Here is a 16,239-nt window from a genome sequence, read left to right on the forward strand (position 1 = left end):
TTCATAAAGACAAATCAAAAGAGGCTGTACCTTCTTATAGGAGGAACGGCCTCTTTTTGCGTTCAACAATGTTAAAAAGTTAAATAACCTAAATTTTTCAACCTCAAAAACCGACAAATAAGATACGACTGTAATTTTTGAGGAGTGAAATGGAATGAAAAGAACCAGCAAGCTGTCTTTGTTCATCGCTGTCGTATTGTTGCTGCAAATCGGCCTTACAGGCTGGTCATCGCATTCGCAGCATGTTTCCGCGGCAGCGGCAGGGCCGATCGCATTAAGCTTAACTCCGGCCGACGATTTAATAAATGTTGCACCAGGAGCCTTACTTAGGATCATTTTTGATGAGAATGTAGCGAAAGGTTCGAGTGCAAATACGATTACGATATATGAAGCATCTACAAATATGCCATTCGAAAGTCTGAGCGTCTCCAGCAGCCGCGTGAGGATTTTGGCTAATAAATCCGAAGTTACGATTGATCCGCAAAAGGATTTTGATATTAATACGAATTATTACGTGCTTATTACCGCAGGTGCGTTCGTCAATGAATCAAACGGGGCTGGCTATGCTGGCATTCAATCGGCGGATGCGTGGAATTTCAAAACGGTTGAGACGGATGAGCCGATAACGCTTAGTTTGCAATCTTATGCTCCCCAAGGCACAGGGATTCCAACGAATACGGCGATCACTCTTAATTTTAGCAAACCGGTATTCGCGACTAGCGGAAATATTACAGTCGTATCCGGTGATGACAGTCAAAATATTGCTGTAACGTCCAGTTCGGTTCGGGGAAGCGGAACGAGTACGATTACAATTACGCCGCCAGTTGCGTTGCAGCCGAACAGGACGTACAGGGTTACGATTGGCAGCGGACAATTCCAGGATGAACTAGGGAATGCGTACAGCGGCAGCAACTGGAATTTTACAACAATGGACTCTGCAATCAAAATAGCTGCACCATTCTCTCCGGCCGATGATGCTGTCAACATCGAAACGAATGCTAAGCTGATTGTTACATTTAATACAGCGGTAAGAGCTGTGAGCAATAAGTATATCCATATTAAAATTGTAGGCACGAATGAGACGTTCCAGAGCATAAGAGCGACGAATACGTCTATTGCCGGCAACGTTGTAACGATTACGCCAAGTCCAGCATTGCGAGCAAACACTTCGTATTATGTCGTTATAGATTCTGGTGCATACGAAATTGCTGGAACAAGCGATTATTTCACAGGTATTACGAGTGCAAGCGTGTGGAACTTCACGACGAAAGATTCCACCGCGCCAACGGTTGCAACTTTATCGCCTGCAAATCGTGCAACAGCTGCGAATGTGAATACAAAGCTTCAAATGACGTTTAGCGAAAATGTTCTGCCTAGCAGCGGAAATATCGAGATTAGAGTGTCAGGTACCGGCGCGTTGTTCCGTTCCATTCCCGTTACTTCGGATCTAGTCACCGGCGGGGGAACGAATACGATTACGATCGACCCTAATAAAGCGTATAACGGCGAAGCGAAGAAACCGTTCGTCAACAATACGAAATATTATGTCATCGTGGGAAATACGTCTTTCCGCGATGCTTCAGGCAATTATTACGGCGGGATTACGACCAATACGGGTTGGACTTTTAGCGTTTCGAGCGACACGGTTAAGCCGATTGCCGTGGCACAGACACCAGCAAATAATGCTATTGCCGTAAAAGAGGACGCAGAGTTTACGATGACGTTTAGCGAGGGCATCGCTCTAAGCGACGAGTATTTAGCTGGTACTGCAAGAGTAACGATTTATGGTGTGGGTACGGGAACTTCTTATAACACAACGTTATCAATCGACAGTGCTAACGAAAAGAAATTAATTATTAAACCTGTGGGACTTTTAACTAGAACCACGAGCTATTATGTCTATATCGATCCGAATGTCATTACTGATATTGCAGGCAACTATTACGTCGGCATTCAGAATGAATATCAATGGGCGTTCAAGACGATAGGTACTGATCTTACGCCTCCTGTAATCAGCAAAGTCGAGGCGAACGACAGCTCCGTAATATTGACCTACAACGAKGAACTCAACTCGAATGTAAAGCCGCTTGCGGGCAGCTTCTACATTACGGTAAACGGGGCTTTCCGCCCAGTAAACTCGGTGCAGGTAAACGGAACGACAGTTGTGCTTACATTATCGAGTCCAATTCTAAGCGGACAGCTTGTCAAACTTTCTTATACGAAAGGAACGCCGGGACTTATTCAAGATATATCGGAAAACGCGGCTTCAAGCATTGTGAGCATGGATGTTCCTTTAGTATCGGATACTTCTATTCCGAAGCTGCTTGGTATAACGGCATCTGGGAGCAGCGTTACGCTCTCTTTCAGCAAAAACTTGATCGCGCCTAGCGCGAATGCCTATTTGCAATTCAGTGTGACAATAGGAAGCAGCGTGTATTACCCGATTGCCATATCGGGCAACGGCAGCGTCGTAGTGCTGACCGTAAATACGGTTATTACGGGCACGCAATCGGTTAAGGTGAGCTACTCGCCGGGCTCTTATCCGCTAAGGGATTCATCCGGCAATAACGTAGCCGCCTTCTCGAACGCATCCGCGACGAGCGGAACGGATAATACGGCCCCTAAAGTGCAGGCGATTACGGCTAACGGCCTTCTCATTACGATTAAGTACGACGAGAGTCTCAATCCTGTAACGAAGCCATCGGCGGGCCAATATAGCGTGCTGGTGGATAACGTTGCGAGAACGGTCACGACGGTAAGCGTAGTTGGCGATACGGTTACATTGGCGCTTAGCACAGCCGTAAGCAGCGGCCAATCGGTCAAAGTGTCTTATTCGCAAAGCGGAATCGCGCTTACAGATTTGGCTGACAATAAAGCGCCTGCGTTCTCGCAAGTTGCGGCAGAATCCGGCGACGCGAAGAGCGGCTTGCTTGGAGCTGTAGCCAAAGGGACGACCGTCACGCTAACCTTCAACGAATCGTTGAACAATGCCTATGTACCGTCGAGTATTCAATTTTCGGTTAAGGTGAAGGGGGTTCTGTCACCCGTTTCGCTTGTAACCGTAAGCGGTTCAGTCGTGAAGCTTACTTTGTCCGCTCCTCCGGGAATTGGCGACGCGATGACAGTAACTTACTTCTCCAACGGATTTGGACTTCAGACATCGAAAGGCATCACGCTGGACGGGTTTGAAAATGTGAATGTCGCTAATCAGACGACGCTGCTCGATACGTTATCGGGCGACTTCGAATCCGTAGACGGCGGAATCGGCATCAAGAGTACATCCGTAGCTTCCGCAACCGATACTTCGCCTGCAGGCATGTCGGCGCAACGGTATACGCTGCCGCAGGATTTGATTAGCCAGGCATATCAGACAGCCAGATCGGCAGGCGTAGCGGCTCCGAAGGTCGTGTTCACGGTTCCCGTTACGGAGAGCGCGGCAATTGTATCCGTGCCGTTAAGCGCTTTGGACAATGCGTACAGACTGGGAACAAAAGCGATCTTTAAAGTGATCTATGGCGACACGAGCTATGAAATTCCGTTAGCCGCGCTGGATTTCTCGGCTATTATGGCATCACTTAATGCAGGCGGATCCGTAGGCAATTTGCTTATCAAGATCGATCAAGGAAATTCTTCCCTGACAACGAAGCTGACGTCAACGCTGGGCACTACGGGCGGACAAATCATTTCGGGACCGGTTCACTATGATGTGTCAGCGGCGAGCGGTTCGATCATCAAGCCTATTACCGGTTTCAAAGGTTATGTCAATCGCACGATTGCAACGTATGCAAGTGTGTCGACGAGCCAATCGTCCGTTGTATGGTACGACGAACAGGCTGGCACCATCTCGTATGTGCCGACTACGTTCTCTACTTCCGGCGGCAAGACGATAGCAACGTTCAAACGCAAGGGTAACAGTGCATATGCGCTCGTGCAAAGCTCGAAATCGTTCTCTGATGTAACGAACCATTGGGCTGCGCCTGCCATTAATACACTGGCACGAAAGTATATCGTCGAAGGCAGAACGAATACGAAGTTCGAACCGCAGGCGAACATAACGCGCGGCGAGTTCGCAACGTATATTGCCAAAGGACTCGGATTAACAGGCAATAAGACGGCGGCTGCAAAGTTCAAGGACGTAAGCTCGAACACGACGATGGGGGCTTATATCGGAGCCGCATCCGAGGCCGGCATAATTTTCGGCAACACGGATGGCACGTTCAAGCCGAATAGCCCGATTACGCGACAGGATATGGCGGTTATGATGGGTAGAGCGGCAGCAGTCGCTGGCGTTACCATCACGTTGCCATCATCGGCATCGACGTATTTGAACAACTTCACAGACAAAGGTAAAATCGGCACATATGCGCAGGCAGACGTAGCCAAAGCAGTATATGCAGGAATCATGTACGGCAAAACGACGACAGTAATGAGCCCGCTTACGAATGCGACGAGAGCAGAAGGCGCTGCGTTGATCATGCGTTTGCTGGAGTACGTGGACTTTATTACTCCTTAATAGACAGGTAGAAGAGGCGAATCTAGCTGGATGTGAGAGCATAGTGCTCACATCCAGCTAGATTTTCTTTTTTTTACTTGGAATAGGTTATACCTTTCAGCTATTGGAATGTGATAGAAGTCTTTTATCATGCGTAACTTTTGTGCAACTCTAGTAGTCTATACTACATAGACGTACTAGATGGGAGAGTTGCTAACAAAATGGGTAAGGCAAGGAACAACAGGTGGCGGCGGACGGAGAGCATTAGTAAAAAAGTATTTATTATCGCATTAGGCGGCACGTTATTGTCGCAGCCGGTCGTATCGCTCCTTCCCGGGAGTTGGAACGCGGCGATTGCCGAAGCGGCAGATGTTGCAATGGCCACGGCTACTGCACCGACGCTGAAGCTGACAAAGCAGGCATATGTGACGGCAGGCGCTAAGCGCATGGACTATTTGTGGAGCGCGACAAGAAACGGCAAAGCGATCACTTCCGAGGTGCATGTCATCGAGGTTGATCTATCGAATCCCTATGTTTCTTTAAATACGATGAGCGGCAAAAACCATACGGTTGGCACGCGTAATTCGATAACGAATATGACGAAGGAAAGCGGTGCGGTAGCGGGAATCAACGCGGATGTATTCGTGATGACGAACGAAGGCGCGCCTATGGGCGTCCAAATCACGAGCGGAGCTTTCGAATCCAGTCCATCCAAGTTGAAAGGCATGTATGCATTCGGGGTGTCGAAGGACCGCAAGCCTTCTATTGACAACTATACCTTCGAAGGACTCGTTACGGCAGCCGACGGCTCGACATTCGCGCTCGAGGGTTTGAATCAATCCGCGTATGGCCCCGAATTCGGCGGTAATAAATATAGCCATGTCGATACGATGTATATCTATACGAGCGCATGGAACGGTGCTGAGCGGCCTACCAACACAGGGGCGACCCCGACGGAAGTACTCGTTCGCAACGGAATAATTGAACAAATTTCAATCGGCAAGCCGGTTAGCGGGCAAGCACCGGTTGACGGATACATATTGCGTTCTCACGGTAAAGCAGCGACTTTCGTGAAAGAGCATTTGCAGGTCGGACAGGCAGTTACGGCAGACTATTCGCTTATCTCGTCAACGACGGGCGCGAAGGTCGATCCTGCCGGCTTCGAGATGTTAATCGGAGGCCACACCTTGTTAGTTGACGGAGGAGCAGCATCGGCGTTCTCCCGTGATGTAACAGGTGTCAGCGGTTCTTCCTACACGTCAAGATCCGGAGTAGGCTACTCCAAGGACGGTACGAAGGTGTATTTAATTACGAGCGAGAAATACGGCAGCAGCACCGGACTTAGCTTGAAAGAGCTGCAGCAGGTTATGGTGCAGCTTGGCATATACAAAGGCGTGAACCTGGACGGCGGCGGTTCTACGACCATGGTCGAACGACCGCTCGGCACGAGTTCGCTGACGCTGTCCCATTCGACGCAGTCCGGAACGACGCAGCGCAGCGTATCGAATGGCATAGGCGTATTCACAAGCGCGCCGGTTGGTACGCTGAAGGGCGTTACTATAACAGGCTCGAACGTGGTATTCCTCGGCCAAAAGACGACCTTTGCTCTCAATGGCTATGATACGTACTATAACCCCATTAAAGTGGATGCGACGCAAGCAGCTTGGAGTGCTAATCCTGCGGTTGGGACGTTCAGCAGCAATACGTTTACGGCGACTAAGGTCGGCAAAACAACGATCAGCGTCAAGGCTGGAGATGCTTCAGCTCAGTACACGATGGAGGTAATCGGACAAGATCAGATCGCCTCGATCTCGTTGAATACGGCTGCCGGTATGCTTACGCCTGGTTCAACGCTCACAGTCCCTGTTACAGTGAAACTAAAGAACGGCAAAACGTACAAGCTAAGCGGCGATTCTCTTAAATGGGAGTATATCGGCTTTAACGGCACCATGACAGGTGATACGCTAACGGTTAATTCGGTAAAAGCAGGCGTGAAGACCGGATACGCGATTGGTCGTTACGACGGCTTCCCGACGTTGATTCCATTCACGCAAGGCGAAACGGTCAAAGCATTCGAGGATTTCGAGAAAACAGCTTACCCGATCTCGTCCCAAGTGACGCCAAAGGAAATTGCGGGCAGCGTAAGTCTTGCTGCGGATTTGCCAGGACAGACATCTGCCAAAGCGCTTAAGCTGACCTATGATTTTACGAACGGCACAGGTACGAAGGCATCGTATGCGGCGTTTAACACGAATGGCGTATCGTTGTCTGGAAGCCCTACATCGATGTCGCTTGACGTATACAGCGATCAAAGCAAAAACTGGGTAAGGGCAGAGCTTATTGATGCCGACGGCAAAGCGCATCTAGTCGACGTAACGAAGCAGCTCGATTGGAGCGGTTGGAAGACGATTAAGATCAATCTATCGTCGCTTGGCATGAAGTATCCCGTGAAGTTGAAGCGAATCTACGTTGTTACACTGGACAGCACGCAAGCTGGACGCTCGGTTACAGGTACAGTTGGTTTGGATAATATGAAGCTTGGTTATGCGCCGGAGGTAACGGTAGATACGAAGTCCAAGGTTGAGATGATAGTAGGCAAAACGAATGCAACCTTGAACGGCAAAACGCTTAAGCTGGATGCCGCTCCGATTCAGTTGAACGGAACGACCTATGTGCCGCTCCGCTTCGTAACCGATGCGCTCGGCGGACAGCTGTTCGTTGACGGCAAGCTGAACAAGGTGGGCGTACTACGGGGAACGAAGCTGCTTGAAATGGTTATTGGCGAGAAGGGATACGTGTTGAACGGTACTCGCCAGCAGTCGGAGGTAGCGCCTATTATTCGCAATAATAGAACATTGATTCCTGTGCGATTATTCTCGGAAAAGCTTGGCTTCACCGTAGGATACGATGCAAAACAGAAGAAGATTACCATTCAATAGCATGGACGACAGGCAGCCTTTCTGTGGTATGATAGGGGAGTATAGGAATCAGGATTGCCATAGAAAGGTTGCCGATCGATCGTGGATCACTTAACAGTCGATATAAACCGAGTTATCAAAAATGCAATTCAAGTGATGGAAGACAGCAAATATCAAATCTATGAAATATGCGAATCCGCGCGCTCTGAGCTGGAAGCGCTCGAGCAGGAACTGGAGCTTGTGCTTCAGGAAACGGTGAAGACGATCGAGAAAGTCGATCAGTTGGAGCAGGATTACAGGCGCGCGCGAATTCGATTGACTGAAGTGAGCCGGGATTTCGTCCGATATAAGGAAGAGGACATTAAGTCGGCTTACGAGAAGGCCACACAAATCCAGCTGGATCTTATGGTGTACCGCGAGAAGGAATCGTATTTGAAGGCTCGCCGGGACGATCTGCAGAAGCGGGTTCGCAACGTTGAGAACTCGATTGAGCGGGCGGAGATGATTGCTTCTCAAATTAACGTCGTACTGGAGTATTTATCAGGCGACCTTAATCAGGTGACGCGAATTTTGGAATCGGCGAAGACGAGGCAGCTGCTGGGTCTAAAAATTATTTTGGCGCAAGAGGAAGAGCGGAAGCGCATCGCCAGAGAAATTCATGACGGGCCGGCGCAGTCACTCGCTAATATTGTGCTTCGCACAGAAATCGCCGAACGTATGCTGATTAAGAAGGAATTCGAGATGGTGCAGGAAGAATTGGTTGATTTGAAAGGCCAGGTTCGTTCAGGGCTTGAAGAAATTCGCAAAATCATTTTCAATCTCCGGCCAATGGCGCTCGACGATCTTGGATTAGTGCCGACGCTGCGGAAGTTTGTGCAGGATTTTGAAGATAAATCAAAAATACATACTGTATTCGAGCTCTCCGGCAAGGAGATTCGAATGCCGTCTGCCATGGAGGCGGCCATTTACAGGCTCGTACAAGAAGCTTTCACGAATGCTCTGAAGCATGCTAACGCTTCGCGCGTATTGCTTGACATAAGCTATGAGCCTCATTTGATTACAATCATCATTCACGATAACGGCATTGGATTCCAGAGCGATCTTATCGATCTCGGAGCAAGCCGAAACTCCCATTTTGGACTCATCGGGATGAGAGAACGCGTGGAATTGATTGAAGGAAGGATGGATATAGACTCAAATCCTGGACAGGGCACGAAAATTATAATTCATATACCAATAACTGCCGAGAACAGAAAGGAGTAGTATAATGATAAATCAAGTTCCGAGCACTCCCGCCCGAAAAATCAAAATATTACTTGCAGACGACCATCAGTTGTTTCGCGAAGGCTTGAAACGAATTTTGAATATGGAAGATGATTTGGAAGTGATCGGCGAGTGTGGTGACGGCATTCAGGTTATGGAATTTTGCAATCATACATTGCCCGAAATCGTACTGATGGACATCAATATGCCAATTGAGAACGGTGTAGTAGCAACAGAAAGACTCAAGAGCATGTTCCCTGACGTGAAGGTAATTATTCTGTCTATTCATGATGATGAGAGCTATGTATTCGAAACGCTCCGCAAAGGGGCTACTGGCTATTTGCTTAAGGATATGGAAGCCGAGTCGCTTATTAACGCGATCCGTTCGGTTGTTCAAGGTTATGCGTATATTCATCCTAAAGTAACAGGGAAGCTTATCAATCAGCTTCGTCGTATGACGTACCTGGACGAGATGGGAATTGTATCGGGAGCAGCAGCCGCCCAAGAGCAAGGCGTTAAATATAACGCTGTCGACGAAAGCCCGCTGACTCGCCGAGAGGCAGAAGTGCTGCGTCTGATGGCCGAAGGCAAGAGCAACAAAAACATTGGCGAGTTCCTGTTTATTAGCGAGAAGACGGTTAAAAACCATGTCAGCAGCATTTTGCAAAAAATGGAGGTTGATGATCGCACGCAAGCGGTTATTCAATCGATTAAGTATGGTTGGGTTACGTTGTAATAGACAAAATCGTAGCACAACTGATTAAAGTGGGGGTCCCGTGTCTGTAGGAGCGGGATTTTTTTGTTGTGTTCGTAAGAAAAGAAAACCTCGATGCCGTCTCTTGGACGGCACCGAGGTTCGAATGCTTCGCTAGCGGGAATCTCTAGCTTTGTTTATTGGCTCTTTGTTTTCTGATTGTAAGGATACCAGCCGAGATTGCAAAAGCGCCAAGCAGGTAGAACGGAAGCGAGCTTGTATCGCCGGTCTTAGGAAGATTGCCGAGCGGTACTTCGCCTTCTTCGATCACGCTGCCGTCATCTTCGCCGCCATCTCCGCCGTCGCCAGGGCCGCCCTCAGGAATTTCTTCCTCTTCAATTACCTCCGTGGAAGGCGTTGGAGTAGGCGTTACTTCAGGCGTCGGTGTTGGCTCTGTGCTTGGTGTTACTTCAGGTGTTGGAGTCGGTGTTACTTCCGGCGTTGGAGTCGGTGACGGATCCGGAGTTGGCGTCTCCGGAGGAGACGTTGCGCAGCGAGCTCCGTTGTTTACCAATTCCTCATAGTAAGAAGACTCGCCTGGACCCCACCATACGATTCTGATCGTGTTTTCCTTCGACTCCGTCGATACCGTATCTGCCGTAATCGTGATCGACTTGCCAGCTGGAACGATCACTTGATTAGAAGATTCGTCATTAGCTTCGAGTACGTACCAAGTAATTGTGATGTCCTCATCGCCAGGGTTGTGTACTCTCCATTTGCGAGTGGAGCTCGGACTAACGGTACATACATTCGAAATTGTAAGTTCCGGCTGTTCCGGCTCTACAGTAGGAGTCGGCTCCGGTGTTGGTGTAGGAGTCGGCTCTGGCGTAGGTGTAGGAGTCGGCTCTGGTGTTGGTGTAGGAGTCGGCTCTGGCGTAGGTGTAGGAGTCGGCTCTGGTGTAGGTGTAGGAGTCGGCTCTGGTGTAGGTGTAGGAGTCGGCTCTGGCGTAGGTGTAGGAGTCGGCTCTGGCGTAGGTGTAGGAGTCGGCTCTGGCGTAGGTGTAGGAGTCGGCTCTGGTGTTGGTGTAGGAGTCGGCTCCGGCGTAGGCGTAGGAGTCGGTGGTGTGCAGTCTTCGCCTGGGTTTTGTACGGTTATCGACTTATTGTAGTCATCGCCCCACTTGACGGTAAGCGAACCGGGAGTGCCTGTGACAACGATTGGCTCAGAGTCGTTGCTAGTGATGTATTCACTATGCCATGATCCGTTCGTTTTCCATTTGAAATAAAGTTTTACATTGCTTTCGTTCGTAACGATCCATTTGCGAGATTGGCTTGGTTCGTCGGTACAAGCGGCAATGAGATTGAGTATAGGCGTGTTATATACATCAACCTTCGCAGTCTTGTCTTCCTCAACTTTTACCGATTGACCGCTGCTCGAGATGGATGTCGTGAAGCCTGCAGGAACAACCTCAACTACCTTGTAGTAGCCAGGTGCCAGGTTTTCGAACTCCACTTGGCCACTGCTATTAGTTGTGCCGGTAGCAACTACATTGCCGTCTTTAAGTACTTGGAAAGTGACGCCGCTCTGAGGTTTTGCATCGTCATCATCATAGTAATACTTTTTGGTAACTTTGATGTTACCGCAATCCTCATCATCGTGACGTCCACCGCCACTAGTGCCTTGCAGGACCCCGCTGGTCAGTCTGGGGCTGTCTCCGCCGATGCATTTATTGCTGTTGTCATCACAATCCTCGTCATCATCACGGCCGCCGCCATAAGTGCCTTGAATGCCGGACACATCGCGGTCGTCTCCGTCGCATGTATTGCCACCGCCGCCACCACCGCCTCTGGTGAAAACCAATAATGATTGAAGTGAAGGAGACTCTACCGATGCAAGTTCCTCAGAAGGGAGAACAGTTGACTCTGGATTCTCGGTAGCCGGTGCAGTTGTTTCCTGTGCAGATTCTTGACTTGTTTCATCCGTGCCCTGCGCCATAACGATCGAGCTTAAGAACATGGACAAGACGAGCATGATGGACATGATGACCGCAAACTGTTTTTTGACCAACTTCATTGTTCACTCTCCTCTTAGATTTGGATAATCTAGTTCTAAGAGGGCCGGTTACACTACTAGCTCCGTATAATCCAAGTGTCCAAATGCAGATTATACATCATCGCTTCCCTAAAAAGCACGAATGTTAAAGAGGTTTTCCCTCCTTCCTTCACTCTATCTGCTTTCCAATACTACTTATGCTCTAGTGCGCACTAAAATGATAACATATATTGGTATTTCTACAAGAGTGTTAAAATGTTGCGGAATGTTGAAATAAGGCGAAGGATGTCGAATGAGGCATTTGGACTGTATATTTTTCAACTTGTCCGCTTATACCGGAACCTGTGGGCGCTCCATCGCATATAGTGTCGCATAGAGGAGGTGACCGCCGTGCTCAAACTTCTGCTTCTCGTGCTTGGGTGTTATATAGCGGCTGCATTGTCGGTTCATCTGGCTTATCGGATACGGCAAGGGCGGAAGCGGGCTAGCAGGCATTATGTACTTATAGCCGCTGATCAAGATCAACATAATATCGAATGGTATATGCGTTCATTGTTAACTTTCTCGCGTCAGACGGGTAAGGAAGTCAAAGTAACGGTTGTTGATTATGGCGCGACCGCTGAGACACTAGCTATTGTCGATCGAATGGCCCGCAAGGGACAAAAGGTGACGGTTCATGAATATCCGGAAAAGATGAGGCTAAGCCGCACAGCCGCTGAAGCAGGTGCAGTCGTTTCCAATAGAGAAAGCGATGCCAATCAGTTGATGTGGCTGCTGCAGTCTGAAGGTATTTTGAAGGACGCGAATCAGGCAGTGCTTATCGACCTGCAAAATCCATCCGATTTGTCCAAAATGCCGTTCTAGTATATACTAATTGCCATAACGGTTGTGAAAGTGAAGCACACTTTACAGCGCTCTATGCGCTCTAGGTGTGCTTTTTTTGCGTTTTCTTGGTTGTATGTAGAATGGCAGCAATGACGACGCACTAAGAAATACAATATGCGGGGAGCGTAGAAAAGATGCGGGCTTATGTGTATGTTGTCAGCAAAAATGAAAAAAGGAGAGCTTATTGTACGATCGCGCCTGAAGTTGATCGGATTTATTGGCTCGAGCCCTCGCTCGGCATGCGAATGGGGAGGATTGTCCCACCGGCAGATGAGGGCTGGATATGGCGGAATCCGCTGCCGCTCGGGGATGCTTGCAGAGCGGCGGAGCTTTGGAATAGCGATCAGGAGCGACGAAGGGGAGGGAGGGGCGATCGCGAAGGTGTGGTTGGCAGGCTTGCCGCATGTACGGCGGCAGCTAGCGGGGAGGCTGCAGGCACGCGGCGCAGCAGGCGTGGCGAGAAGCAGCAGGGCGATAGCCTGCGCGGCGGCGCGGAGCGCTGGGAGCGAGCGGCGGCAGCGGGCGAGCTTGGGGAAGGCGGCGCGGCAAGCGATAGCGGGGCTGCGCTGGAGGCGTTGGTCGCAGCCGTGAGGCAGGCTGCGGCGCTCTTGCAAGGGCGCGCGCTGCTGCGGGGCGAAGCGCAGGCGCTGCTTGAGGGCGCGGGCGTGCCCGGTGCGGACAGCGGCTGGAGCGATGTGCTCCAGCTGGCTGCGTTGCTCGGGCACGTGCTCCTGCGTGGGGCGGTTGCCGCAACTGCTGGCAACCGGACAAACCTGCTGCGCCGGAGCCGGCGCGAACTTCGCTGCTTGCGCTGCGGCAGCGGAGAACCGCAGATGCGCCGCACAGCCTGCGCATCCTGCGGCAGAGCATGCGCTTATTGCTCAAGCTGCATTCAGATGGGGCGCAGCCGGGAATGCGAGCTTCTTATTGAAGGGTTGCCGTCTGTAAACGCTCATCTAAATGCAGGCGGCCTCCCGCCGATGGAGGAGAGACTGTCCAAATGGGGGCTCAGTCCCGCGCAAGCATCGGCAACGGCTAAGGCGCTTCAATTCGCTGAGACATCCAATACCGATAAGAGGCTAGCTCAATCCGCACCAGCAGCAATAAGCAGCTTTTTGCTATGGGCGGTTACCGGAGCGGGTAAAACAGAGATGATCTTCCCGCTTATTGATTCTATCTTGCTGCGCGGCGGCAAGGCCCTTCTTGCAACACCGAGGCGCGATGTTGTTATTGAACTTGATCCGCGTATTCGTAGAGCGTTTCCGTCTGCTTCGGTCGTCACCTTGTACGGAGGCAGCGAACAAAAGTGGGAGTGCGGCGACATTACGCTGGCGACGACACATCAGCTGATTCGCTTCTGGCAGAGCTTCGATCTTGTTATTTTGGATGAGCTTGATGCCTTTCCATATGTAAACGACGCAACACTCCACTACGCGGCAGACAAAAGCTGCGCCCCAGGGGCAGTTAGACTTCTGCTGTCGGCGACGCCTCCGCAGACCATGCAACGGGAGGCGAGACGAGGCTCTTTACCTCATGCAAGGGTGCCGGTACGCTATCATCGGCATCCGCTGCCTGTCCCTAAGCTGCTTCGAACCGCAAAAGTAGCGAAGCTGCTGCAATCAAGGAGGATTCCGGCTTCCTTGTTGTATGAACTGCGTCGTTCCATAGAACGAGGCGCACAATTATTCGTATTCGTGCAGCGGATTGCGCAGGCAGAACCGATGGCAGCCTTGCTGCGCTCGCAGCTTCGACTGGCGGAGGTGGAGGCAACTTCTTCGCAAGACGAGGAACGGGCGATTAAAGTAAAGCAATTCCGTGAAGGGAAGATTCGCGTGCTTGTAACAACGACTATATTAGAGCGTGGAGTTACGATACCTCGAAGCGATGTATACATATTAGACGCAGACGGGCGTTTGTTTGATGAAGCATCGCATGTCCAAATGGCAGGTCGAGCCGGCCGTTCCGCTGATGATCCAGCTGGGCGAGTCTACTTCTGCAGCGGTGAGCATAGTCGTTCGCAGGCAAGGCGGTCAGCCATATTAAGGCGATGAATCGTATGGCGCGCAAGCAAGGTTATTTGCTCCCGAAAAACACCATAAGGGAGGCAGGCCGATGAGCATAACGTCAATGATAGAATGGATGCGAAGAATTCCCAATACAATTGCAGGACAATCAGAATGGTTATCTGTACGAACATATTCCTGCACATTCTGCAAGAAACCTATCCAGCCCAGCAAAGGTCATCTTCCCCCGGAGATGAAACTGCCGATTCAATTGAAACAGCAGCTATGCTACTCTTGCGTGAATGCCATTCCATGGTTGACTCGCTTTCGCATCGTTTGCCTAAGATGTGGCCGCGGCATTTCATGCGAGGATTGCATCCGTCAGCCGCGCAGATCGTTCATATGCAATCGAAGCGCCGTGCAATACGATTCTACGATGAAGAGCTGGCTAGCGCTTTATAAATATAGAGGCAACGAGGAGTTAGGACCACTGCTCGGCACCATGCTGCAGCCGGCTTTTGAGGAGCTAAGCCGCCAGCTCGGAGCGCCAACAAAGCGAGGCAGCTATAGAGCTTGCTGGGATGCCGTGACGTATGTGCCGGTGAGCCCGGTACGGGCTGAGGAACGCGGCTTCAATCAAGCGGAGCAGTTAGCAGCCCAGCTTGCTTCCCATTACAAATTGCCGCTGCTGCCGCTGCTCAGTCGCGAACGCCACACGGGGAAGCAAAGCTTCAAATCGCGTTCGGAACGCATAAGCGATATGAAGAAGCTTTTTCGAGCGGACGAAGCTTCTTTAAGCAAGCTGGAGCAAAGCTTTAATAGCGTTGGCCTTTCTCCCTCGAGATCACGTGCTAGAATTATTTTAATAGATGATATCTATACGACGGGCAGTACGGCAGACGCTTGCGCAGAGGAATTAATTGCGAATAGCGCCTTTCCATTAGAGGTTTTTGTCCTCACATGGGCACGCTCGTAAGCATTTTTTTGAATTTCTAATGAAAACGTTGCCTCTATCCGTTAAACTAGGTATATATAGATTGATAGAGAACGAAAAGGAGGGCTTGTGGCGATGAATTTGGATAACTGTCCTCGTTGCGGAAAGCTTTTTGCCAAAGGAATTAGAGAAGTATGTAATGTTTGCACACGGGACATTGATAAAGAGTACGAGCTATGCGCAAACTACTTGCGTGAATTTAAAGGAGCTATCATTACGGAGTTGTCGGATGAAACCGGCGTTTCCATAAAGCAAATTACGAAGTTCATTCGCGAAGGCCGTATTTCCATGGTCAATGCGCCGAATATGTCTTATCCTTGCGAATCTTGCGGAACGCTTATTAGAGAGGGACATCTTTGCGACAATTGCCGCAACAAGTTGACGAAAGCCGCGCAGGAGATGCAAGGTAATCTGTCCAAGAAAGAGGACCCTAAGGGCTTCTCGCCCACCCAAGGCGCTTATCGCGGACTGGATCGTTACAAGGACAAGGACAAGGACAGATAATTTTAAATATAGTTCAGACTATAAAATATCGTTAGACTGCGGCCGATAATACTTGTAAAGGTAATCGGCTTTTTTATTTTCATCATCACGGAACGACTGCGACAGCCGTTTGCGTTAGTACGGATAAATCAATGAGGTGAACAAATTGAAGATAAATGAACCTAATCGAATCGGCGCGCTTAACCCTTATCAGAAGCAGAACGAATCACGCATAAGCGAAACGAATAAGTCAAAGAAGAAGGACGAGGTCCAAATTTCCGCGGCTGCCAAAGAGCTGGCCACCAGCCAAGCAAGCAGCGCGGAGAGAGCAAAGCAGTTGGAAGAGCTGAAACAAGCTGTTTCAACGGGAACCTATCACGTGGAAGCCGGCAAGATTGCCGAGAAGCTTTTTCCATACTTGAATAATAACCAGTCGGAATAATGACGGAGGCGG

At 50.0% G+C, this 16,239-nt stretch carries 10 protein-coding genes and 1 riboswitch; of the genes, 9 read left to right on the forward strand and 1 reads right to left on the reverse strand.

Annotated features, from left to right (window positions below; all coding sequences use genetic code 11):
- The first annotated feature begins 154 nt into the window (after positions 1 to 154).
- The 4 genes from AC1DF0_RS06555 to AC1DF0_RS06570 all read left to right on the forward strand — a co-directional run bounded on the left by AC1DF0_RS06555 (position 155) and on the right by AC1DF0_RS06570 (position 9,409).
- Positions 155 to 4,513, forward strand: coding sequence for an Ig-like domain-containing protein (locus AC1DF0_RS06555; RefSeq protein WP_477573417.1), 4,359 nt, complete (start codon positions 155 to 157; stop codon positions 4,511 to 4,513).
- Between the two features lie 200 nt (positions 4,514 to 4,713).
- Positions 4,714 to 7,431, forward strand: coding sequence for a stalk domain-containing protein (locus AC1DF0_RS06560; RefSeq protein ID WP_477573418.1), 2,718 nt, complete (start codon positions 4,714 to 4,716; stop codon positions 7,429 to 7,431).
- A gap of 81 nt (positions 7,432 to 7,512) precedes the next feature.
- On the forward strand, positions 7,513 to 8,673 hold the full coding sequence (locus tag AC1DF0_RS06565) for a sensor histidine kinase (protein WP_442049456.1): 1,161 nt from the start codon (positions 7,513 to 7,515) through the stop codon (positions 8,671 to 8,673).
- A 4-nt stretch (positions 8,674 to 8,677) separates the two neighbouring features.
- Positions 8,678 to 9,409 carry a response regulator gene (locus AC1DF0_RS06570; protein WP_475822599.1) on the forward strand — a complete coding sequence of 244 codons (732 nt, stop codon included), beginning with the start codon at positions 8,678 to 8,680 and terminating at the stop codon, positions 9,407 to 9,409.
- A 145-nt stretch (positions 9,410 to 9,554) separates the two neighbouring features.
- Here AC1DF0_RS06570 and AC1DF0_RS06575 read toward each other — a convergent pair whose 3' ends face one another.
- The gene (locus AC1DF0_RS06575) at positions 9,555 to 11,441 is read right to left on the reverse strand and encodes a SpaA isopeptide-forming pilin-related protein (protein ID WP_477573419.1); all 1,887 of its coding nucleotides are present in this window, start codon (positions 11,439 to 11,441) and stop codon (positions 9,555 to 9,557) included.
- A 33-nt stretch (positions 11,442 to 11,474) separates the two neighbouring features.
- Positions 11,475 to 11,556, reverse strand: a riboswitch (cyclic di-GMP riboswitch).
- 254 nt (positions 11,557 to 11,810) lie between these two features.
- Between AC1DF0_RS06575 and AC1DF0_RS06580 the strand changes: the two genes are divergently transcribed.
- From AC1DF0_RS06580 to flgM, 5 genes are all read left to right on the forward strand, one after another.
- On the forward strand, positions 11,811 to 12,284 hold the full coding sequence (locus tag AC1DF0_RS06580) for a glycosyltransferase family A protein (RefSeq protein WP_477573420.1): 474 nt from the start codon (positions 11,811 to 11,813) through the stop codon (positions 12,282 to 12,284).
- Positions 12,285 to 12,439: 155 nt separating this feature from the next.
- Positions 12,440 to 14,356 (forward strand): helicase-related protein, encoded by a 1,917-nt coding sequence (locus tag AC1DF0_RS06585; protein WP_477573421.1) that lies wholly within the window; start codon positions 12,440 to 12,442, stop codon positions 14,354 to 14,356.
- Between the two features lie 61 nt (positions 14,357 to 14,417).
- A complete protein-coding gene (locus AC1DF0_RS06590; RefSeq protein WP_477573422.1) occupies positions 14,418 to 15,284 on the forward strand; it encodes a ComF family protein in 867 nt (288 codons plus the stop codon).
- A gap of 93 nt (positions 15,285 to 15,377) precedes the next feature.
- Entirely contained in the window at positions 15,378 to 15,806 is a 429-nt protein-coding gene (locus AC1DF0_RS06595) for a TIGR03826 family flagellar region protein (protein ID WP_475822594.1), read from the forward strand.
- 127 nt (positions 15,807 to 15,933) lie between these two features.
- Positions 15,934 to 16,227, forward strand: a complete 294-nt coding sequence (gene flgM, locus AC1DF0_RS06600; RefSeq protein WP_477573475.1) for a flagellar biosynthesis anti-sigma factor FlgM — start codon at positions 15,934 to 15,936, stop codon at positions 16,225 to 16,227.
- The last annotated feature ends 12 nt before the right edge of the window (positions 16,228 to 16,239 follow it).

It is taken from the genome of Paenibacillus sp. 05T425, from assembly GCF_056396205.1.

Excerpts from the sequence above, each read along its gene's own strand:
- AC1DF0_RS06560 (WP_477573418.1), top strand. The coding sequence starts at position 4,714 with ATGGGTAAGGCAAGGAACAACAGGTGGCGGCGGACGGAGAGCATTAGT.
- AC1DF0_RS06570 (WP_475822599.1), top strand. The coding sequence starts at position 8,678 with ATGATAAATCAAGTTCCGAGCACTCCCGCCCGAAAAATCAAAATATTA.
- AC1DF0_RS06575 (WP_477573419.1), bottom strand. The coding sequence starts at position 11,441 with ATGAAGTTGGTCAAAAAACAGTTTGCGGTCATCATGTCCATCATGCTC.
- AC1DF0_RS06585 (WP_477573421.1), top strand. The coding sequence starts at position 12,440 with ATGCGGGCTTATGTGTATGTTGTCAGCAAAAATGAAAAAAGGAGAGCT.
- AC1DF0_RS06590 (WP_477573422.1), top strand. The coding sequence starts at position 14,418 with ATGAGCATAACGTCAATGATAGAATGGATGCGAAGAATTCCCAATACA.
- AC1DF0_RS06595 (WP_475822594.1), top strand. The coding sequence starts at position 15,378 with ATGAATTTGGATAACTGTCCTCGTTGCGGAAAGCTTTTTGCCAAAGGA.